We start from the raw sequence: 6,850 nt of genomic DNA, 5'->3' as shown, positions 1-6,850 counted from the left end.
GGCCGACGACGGCCCCCGCGAGGACGATGAAGACGGTGGACGGCGCCATCACAGGCCCCGCATCGCGTAGCCGGGCGTGTAGCCCACGGCGACGAGCTCGTCGAGGCACGCGATCGGCGCGGAGGCGACCGCGACGCCGTCCGGCCCGGGTGCGAACACCTCGCTCGACAGCACGCGGCCGTCGATGCCGTTGACCTCGCGAATGCTCGCCACGAACCGGCGCAGCCGCCCGCCGTGCAGGTAGTCGTTCTGCTTCTGCACGAACACCACGAAGTCGATCGCGCCGGCGATGAGCATCATCGTCGCCTCGACGGGCAGGCGCTCCTGCGACTGGATCGCGTAGGTCGAGATGCGGTTGAACACCTCGATCGACGAGTTCGCGTGGATCGTGGACAGCGACCCGTCGTTGCCCTGGCTCATCGCGTTGAGCATCGTGACGATCTCGTCGCCGAGCACCTCGCCCACGATGACCCGGCTGGGGTTCATGCGCAGGCTGCGGCGCACGAGCTCCGCCATGCTGATCGCGCCGTTGCCCTCCGAGTTCGGCAGCCGCTCCTCGAACGCGACGACGTTCGGGTGCAGGTCGGGGAACTCCCCGAGGCCCAGCTCGAGCGCGCGCTCGACGGTGATGAGGCGCTCGTGCGGGCGGATCTCGTTGGCCAGCGCCCGGAGCATGGTCGTCTTCCCGGCGTTCGTCGCGCCCGCGATCATGATGTTCTTGCGCGCCGCGACGGCCGCGGACAGGAACGCCGCGACCTCGTGGGTCACCGACCCGAGCCGCACGAGGTCGTCGAGGTGCACGCGCGACAGGCGCGCCCGCCGGATCGAGATCGAAGGGCGTGCGCAGACGTCCATCACGGCCGACATGCGGCTGCCGTCGGGCAGGCGGATGTCGAGCTGCGGGTTCGCCGAGTCGAACGGGCGGCTCGACAGGCCCGAGTACGCGCCGAGGATCTGGATGAGCTCGACGAGCTCGTCGTCCGACTCCGCGACGGGCGGCATGCGCGCCTCACGGCCGTCCGCGTACTGCACGAAGACGTTGTCGCAGCCGTTGATGTCGACGTTCTCGACGTCCCGGTCGTCGAGGAGCGGCTGGAGCCGGCCGACGCCGTACAGCGCCGCGTGGATCCCGGACGCGAGCTCGCTCTCCTCGACCGGCGACGGCGGCGTGCGACCGGCGGCGATCTCCGCCCGCGCGTAGGCGTCGAGCACCCGGTTGACGACGGCGCGCGCGAACTGCCGCTCGTCCTGCCCGGACATCTGGGCCACGCCCGCCGCGGCGTCGTCGCGCCGCTGCCGCGCGAGGACGTCCGCGACCTCCTCGCGGAGCCGGCGCACGAGCGCCTGGTCGACCGCCACGCGCGCCCCCTCAGATCCCGGCCCGCACGGCGCCCTGCGACGCGGCGAGGTCGGAGACGGGTGCGACGAGCTGACGCACCGACCGCACGAGCAGCGAGCGCTCGACCCCGCGGTCGAGGCGACCGCCGACGACGTCGGCGGCGCGCTGGTCCTCCGCGACCTGCCCCACGACGGTCACGGGCAGCCCTTCGTGCGCGAGGAGCTGCGCGAGCTCGGCGAGCGACCGGCGGTCCCTGCTGTCCGCGAGGAGCGCGACACCGAGGGCGGGCATCCGGCGCGTCGAGGTCGCGCGCATCTGGGCGAGCCAGCGCAGGCGCTCACGCAGGTGCGCGTACGACTCCAGGCGCGGGCGGGCGAGGAGCACGAGCACGTCGGCCGCCGCGACGACGGGCATGACCGGGCTGCCGGCCTGGACCCGACCGCAGTCGACGACGACGTCCCGCGTCGGGTGGTGCGCGAGCGCCGACGCGAGCGCCGGCACCGCCGGCGCGATCCCCGTCATCTGCTCGGGGCTCGTCACGCCGCACAGCACGTCGAGACCGCCCTCGAGCTGCTGCAGGTGGTCGTCGAGGCTGTCGTTCGCGAGCCCGCGGCGCGCGTCGGCCGCGAGCGAGAGGACGCCGCGCTCGGGGTCGAGCGGCCCGCGCGAGGCCGTCCGGCCCAGCAGCGACACGTCGCCGCCGGCGGGGTCGGCATCCACGAGGACCACGTCCGACGGCCACACGCCCGCGAGGACGCGCGCGGTCGTGCTGACGCCGGGCGAGCCCTTCGCGGAGCCGATCGCGACCAGCACGCTCAGCCCCCCTGACCGACGACCGGCGTCCCGCGGCTCACGAGGACGGCCGAGAGCGACGCCTCGGCGGCCGCCGCGGCCAGCTCGGCGCCGTCGGACTCGTCGACGATGAGCGTCGCGGTCACCCGACCGCCGTGGGCGCCCTCCGCCGGGGTGGTCGCCGAGCTCACGAGCGCGTCGGCCACGAGGACCGTGCCCGTGCCGTCCACGACCTGGACGAGCTGGACGACGTCTCCCGCCAGCAGACCGGACGCGGGCGCACGCCCCTCCTCGAACGAGGCACCGACCGCGACCTTGCCGTCCTGCAGCGTGCGGGTCGTGGTGAGCATCGACGTGTCGACCAGCTGGCCCTTCGTGACGGCGGTCCGCGCGAACTGGCCGACGACGAGCTCCTGCTGCGACGCGGGCACCAGGAGCGTGCCCTCGGACGCGACGGGCGTGGTGGCGAGCGCGTCGTCGGTGATCTCCTCGCCGACCGCGATGTCGCGCGCGGCGACCAGCACGGGGACGCGCTCGTCGGCGCGCAGGGCGAGCAGGCCGGCCGCGGCGGCGCCACCCACGATGAGCAGCACCGCGAACGCCGCGAGCAGGGGACGCCGCTCGCGCGGTGCGTGCGGGAGCCGTTCGGCACGGGCAGCGCCCGCCGACGCCATCCCTCGCTCGTCACGGGCGCGGCGGCGGTCCTGCGCGGCCACGCCCCCGGGCGTGCTCGTGTTCACCGTCATCGATGGGGGTCCAACCTCGCTGCGGGGGTTCGTGCAAGGACTGCATGACTATAGGGGCAAATCGGACGGTGACGGTCGCGCGCGGTCGGGGCCGCGTCCGGTCCCGGCGCGTCTACCATGGCCGCCGACCACAGCCCGAGGGAGGCCTTCCATGCCGACGAGCGCGCACTTGCCTGCGGCGACAGCTCTCGCGCGACGAGGGACCGCCCGTCAGCGCGCAGGGGGCACCCGGTGACCGCACGCCCGCACACTTCACCTGATCGGGTGGCGGCCGTCCCGGCGACATGGCCGCTCGTCCGGGTGCAGCTGCGACCGGACGGCACGGGGACCGTGCACGTCAACGAGCACGCCTCGGCGTGCGCCGCCGCGTCCACGGCACGCCTCCGGGCGGGCGCGCTCGCGCGAGCGGTCGCGGTGGCCCGCACTGTGGGGCGGCCGGTCCGCGTGGTCCTCGCCGACGCGACCGGCGCGTCGCTGCTGGCCGCGCACCCCGACGGCACGCTGCGCACCCTCCCCGCCGAGGGTGCCGGCGCGCCCGTGGACGTCCCGCCGGCGCCCTGCCGTCGGTGCGGGGCGGACCAGCCCGTCGCGGCGCTGGCGTGCGGGGCGTGCGGGACGCTCGAACCGCTGCGCGTGGAGACCGACCCCGTCGCCCTGCTCGACGCGGCGACGCTCAGCCGGCCCGACGAGGGGCTGCTCGCGTCGCTCCCGGCGCCGCGTCCCGTCCCTGCGCTCCCGACGGTCCCGGACGCCCTGCCGGACGGGCTGCCGCACGGCCTGCGGGACGGCCTCTCACCGGTGTCCGTCCCGGTCCTGCCGGACGGCCGCTCGCCGGTGTCCGTCCCGGTCCTGCCGCCCGAGCCCGCAGCGGGCGGCGCGGCACGCGACGCGGCGGACACGTCGGGCGGGCACGTGCTCGTGCTGACCGTCGACGGTGGTGCCCCGGTGCGCGTCCCCGGCGGCGCGTCGCTCGGCCGCGACCCGGTCGCTCCCACCGGGCGGACGCCCGTGCGCGTGGTCGGGGCGACGGTGTCGAAGACCCACGCGCTCGTCGACGTCGAGCCCGACGGGACCATCCTCGTCACCGACTTCAGCTCGACGAACGGGACGCACGTGCTGCTCGACGCGCCCGTGCGGCTCGTCCCGCACACCCCGGTCGCCGTGCCGGCCGGGACGGTGGTGCTGCTCGGCGAGGTGCGCTGCACGCTCGGCCTGAGCGCCTGACGCCGCGGGCTAGCGCGAGACGACGCCCTGGATCTCGGCGACCGGGACCTCGGCGGTCGCCGAGATCGTCTGCGCCGGCAGCGCCGTCGGGTTCGGGTCCTCCGACGACACCCACGACGCGGTCCAGGTGGCCTGCGCGGTGAGCGTCGCGGTCGGCTGAGAGTGCCCCGCCTTGACGGCCTGGTTCGCGCTGGACCGGAAGAACCGCAGCGAGCACGTGGTGGACGCCGCACCACCGCCCCACGGCGTGCCCGTGTCGGGGCACGTCACGGAGTCGGCGCCGGGGGCGCTGACCTGCAGCGCGGACAGCACGGCGTCGACGCGCGCCCACGTGCCCGACGGGATCTGCGCGGTCACCGAGACCGTCGTGGCGGCGTCCTCGACCCACACCCAGGTGTCGGTGCCGACGACCGTCGCCCCGGTCCCGGACATGCTCGGGTTCCAGCGGATCGTCCCGCGGGGCAGGTCCATCGAGTCCGACGCGATCTCCGCGAGCACCTCGGGGTCGACCTCCGCGTCCTGCGGCGGCACGGGGTCGGTCGGGCCGACCCACACCGCCGGGTGGGACAGGTGGTACTCCGTCGCGACCTCACCGGGGGCGTCGGCGCTGCACGTCGACTCGTACCAGTGGCCCTCGGTGTCGGTCGCGTGGTCCTCCCAGCCCTGGTGCAGCAGGCCCTGGTTGGCGTAGTCGTCGAGGGTGTCGGACTCGCGGGCCTTCCCGCCGAGCTTCCAGTACTCGTAGTACTGGTACCCCGTCGGGCCCCGGCCCATCCAGCACAGGGGCGCGACCGTGCGCGTCGTGGTGCTGCTGAACGTCCGGCCGCCCGACGTCGAGCCGGACTGCGAGACCGTGACCTGGATCGACCCGCCCGACGACCCGCCGCTCGTCCCCGTACCGGGGCCGCTCGAGTCGCCGGGACCGGCCGTCTCCTCCTGCCCGAAGGGCGGCTCGTCGTCCGCGGCGGCGAGCGTCACCGGGGCCAGGACCAGCGCGGCGGACAGGGCCAGGACGGCCGCGGCCCGACTCAGCATGTGCCCGACACCTCGTTCGTGGCGACGAGCCACCGGTCCTCACCGGGGACGCGGGTCAGCGTGTAGGCCTTGTGCTTCTTCTCGCCGAACCCCGCCTCCGCGGGCGTGTACGTGCGGGTCGCGTCCGCGAAGGTCGCCTGCGAGAAGTCCTCGCAGATCTCGCCGGTCGCCTGGTCGCCCGTGACGGCGACGTCGCTCACGCGCGTCTCGAGGACGCCGCCGATGGACGCCTGGATCGCGGTGTTCTTGTCGACCACCTTCTGCATCGCGCCCTGCAGCTCGGCGGAGGCGATGAGGGCGAAGGCAGGGCTCACCGTGTTGGTGCGCATGGTCCGCCAGTACTCCTTCTCGTACGTGGCGAGCCAGTTGTAGACGTCGGCCTCGTCGCCCGTGAGCGTCGGCACGTCGGTGAACACGATCCCGAGCTCGGGGTCGGACAGGTCGTCCACCTCCGGGTCGGGGGTCGGCGTGGCGCTCGGCGTCGGCGTCGTGGTCGGCGCCGCGGTGAGGCCCGCGGGCTCCTCGGCCCCGCCGCACCCTGCGAGCAGGCCCACGACCAGCGTCGACACCACGACCACCACGAACCGGCTCATTTGCGCCCTTCCCGCGACCACGGCCCGGTCGACCGAACCGACCGATACCGTACCGAATGCCCCGTCCGCGCGCGGCGCCCGGGACGCTCCGTCGCGCGGCGGCCGTCCGGGTGACGGTGGACGAGCGGTCACACCACCCCCGTGGTCGCCACTAGGGTGCTGTCCGAAATCGCCGGATTCGAAGGGTGGACGTGAGCATGGCTCGTCTGGACGTCGTGCGGCGCAGGGTCGCCCTCAGTGAGGACGAGCTCGAGACGCTCCGCCTCCTCCACAACGGGGAGCCCACGCCCGAGGAGGCGCGCGCCGCGCTCGTGCAGGCCGGCGTCGTCGACGAGGACGGCGCGGTGAGCCCGCTCGTCGTCGACCTGGTCCGGACGGTGACGGACCCGATGATCCAGGCGTCCGTCGAGACCGCGGGGCCGCAGGGACCCACGCTCGCCGTGCTCGCCGTGCGCGAGGAGACGGTCTGGTACACCGACCCGTGGCCCCAGGACGACGGGACGGTGTACTGCCAGGACGAGCTGCCGCAGATCCTGTGGATCCTCGCGCGGCTCGCCGGGCTGCGCCGGCGGGAGGTCCCGAAGATCGCGACGCCGTTCACGGTCCCGCTGCGCGCGGTCGACGCGGTCGTCCAGACGATGAGCCTGACCGACGACACGTGGGAGCCGGCCCGCGTCGTCGCCACGGCGCAGCTCGAGCGGTTCTTCGGCGAGGTCGCCGAGGCGGACCGGTCCATGCTCCTGGCGACGCTGTCGTTCCTGGAGTCGACCGCGCGCGTGAGCCTCGTGTGGGGCCCGGACGCCGCGACCGACGCCCGCGGCCTCGCGCTGTGGGACTGCGGGCCCGGCGGGTACTGGGTGCGGGAGCAGCCCGCCGAGCCGCTGCGCCCCGAGGACGTCACCCCGGACACCCTCGCCACGTTCCGCCCGGTGTCCGGCGGCGAGGTGTGGCAGCTCCTCCGGGACCTCCTGCCGTCGTCGGCGGACCTGCGCTCGGTCCTGGCACGGGTCGGCGCGTCGTGACGGTCAAGGTCGACAAGGAGGTCCTCGCCGCGACCGTCGTCGCGCTCGAGGACCTCGCCGAGGACCTGCCGGCGCTGTTCGACCGCGCGTCGGCCCTCG

At 74.9% G+C, this 6,850-nt stretch carries 7 protein-coding genes; 2 read left to right on the top strand and 5 right to left on the bottom strand.

Features of this window, described 5'->3' with window-relative positions; genetic code table 11:
* Positions 1 to 48 precede the first annotated feature (48 nt).
* From CTKZ_RS16845 to CTKZ_RS16835, 3 genes are read right to left on the bottom strand one after another with little or no spacing between them, the layout of a single operon-like run.
* Positions 49 to 1,359 carry a TadA family conjugal transfer-associated ATPase gene (locus tag CTKZ_RS16845; RefSeq protein ID WP_124344028.1) on the bottom strand — a complete coding sequence of 437 codons (1,311 nt, stop codon included), beginning with the start codon at positions 1,357 to 1,359 and terminating at the stop codon, positions 49 to 51.
* A gap of 10 nt (positions 1,360 to 1,369) precedes the next feature.
* Entirely contained in the window at positions 1,370 to 2,152 is a 783-nt protein-coding gene (locus CTKZ_RS16840; protein WP_124344027.1) for a CpaE/TadZ family protein, read from the bottom strand.
* A gap of 2 nt (positions 2,153 to 2,154) precedes the next feature.
* A complete protein-coding gene (locus tag CTKZ_RS16835) occupies positions 2,155 to 2,877 on the bottom strand; it encodes an SAF domain-containing protein (RefSeq protein WP_124344026.1) in 723 nt (240 codons plus the stop codon).
* Between the two features lie 300 nt (positions 2,878 to 3,177).
* Here CTKZ_RS16835 and CTKZ_RS16830 point away from each other — a divergent pair, with 300 nt between their 5' ends.
* Positions 3,178 to 4,101 carry an FHA domain-containing protein gene (locus CTKZ_RS16830; protein WP_160142924.1) on the top strand — a complete coding sequence of 308 codons (924 nt, stop codon included), beginning with the start codon at positions 3,178 to 3,180 and terminating at the stop codon, positions 4,099 to 4,101.
* 9 nt (positions 4,102 to 4,110) lie between these two features.
* Here CTKZ_RS16830 and CTKZ_RS16825 read toward each other — a convergent pair whose 3' ends face one another.
* Together CTKZ_RS16825 and CTKZ_RS16820 are read right to left on the bottom strand one after the other, a co-directional pair.
* Complete coding sequence (locus tag CTKZ_RS16825; RefSeq protein ID WP_124344024.1) at positions 4,111 to 5,136, bottom strand: hypothetical protein; 1,026 nt, start codon at positions 5,134 to 5,136, stop codon at positions 4,111 to 4,113.
* The gene (locus CTKZ_RS16820) at positions 5,130 to 5,729 is read right to left on the bottom strand and encodes a hypothetical protein (protein ID WP_124344023.1); all 600 of its coding nucleotides are present in this window, start codon (positions 5,727 to 5,729) and stop codon (positions 5,130 to 5,132) included. Before CTKZ_RS16820 ends, CTKZ_RS16825 begins: the two co-directional genes overlap by 7 nt.
* A gap of 197 nt (positions 5,730 to 5,926) precedes the next feature.
* Here CTKZ_RS16820 and CTKZ_RS16815 point away from each other — a divergent pair, with 197 nt between their 5' ends.
* Positions 5,927 to 6,751, top strand: a complete 825-nt coding sequence (locus CTKZ_RS16815; RefSeq protein WP_124344022.1) for a hypothetical protein — start codon at positions 5,927 to 5,929, stop codon at positions 6,749 to 6,751.
* Positions 6,752 to 6,850: the final 99 nt, after the last annotated feature.

The sequence above is a fragment of the Cellulomonas algicola genome (assembly GCF_003851725.1).
Classification (GTDB): Bacteria; Actinomycetota; Actinomycetes; order Actinomycetales; family Cellulomonadaceae; genus Cellulomonas; species Cellulomonas algicola.
Note: the sequence above shows the minus strand (reverse complement) of the source record. Positions and strands in the feature narration are given on the sequence as shown.